The 462-nt window shown below is 77.3% G+C and carries 1 protein-coding gene; it reads left to right on the forward strand.

The genetic code is table 11. The features are described from left to right. Positions 1–462: AMP-binding protein (locus HO151_RS03025; RefSeq protein ID WP_173894571.1), on the forward strand; the 462-nt coding region annotated here is incomplete at both ends.

The raw sequence follows: 462 nt of genomic DNA on the forward strand, positions 1-462 counted from the left end.
GCCCGGTGCCGCCCGGCGTACCGGGCGAGCTGTACCTCGCGGGCGCGCAGGTCGCCCGCGGCTACCTGAACCGGCCCGGCCTGACCGCCGCCCGCTTCCTCGCCGACCCGTTCGGCGCACCGGGGGAGCGGATGTACCGCACCGGCGACCGCGCCCGCTGGGACGCGTCCGGGCAGCTGGAGTTCCTCGGCCGGGCCGACGAACAGGTCAAGATCCGGGGCTTCCGCATCGAACCCGGCGAGGTGGAGGCAGCCCTGCTCGCGCTGCCGGACGTCACCGACGCCGCCGTGGCCGCCCGCGAACAGGCCGGGCGCACCCTGCTGGTGGCGTACGTGGTGCCCGCGGGGGAGAGCGCCCCGTCGGCCGACGACCTGCGGATGCGGCTGCGGCGGACCCTGCCCGACCACATGGTGCCCACCGCGTTCGTGCCGCTGGCGCGCATTCCGCGCACGAGCGGCGGCA

It is taken from the genome of Streptomyces sp. 8P21H-1 (assembly GCF_013302945.1).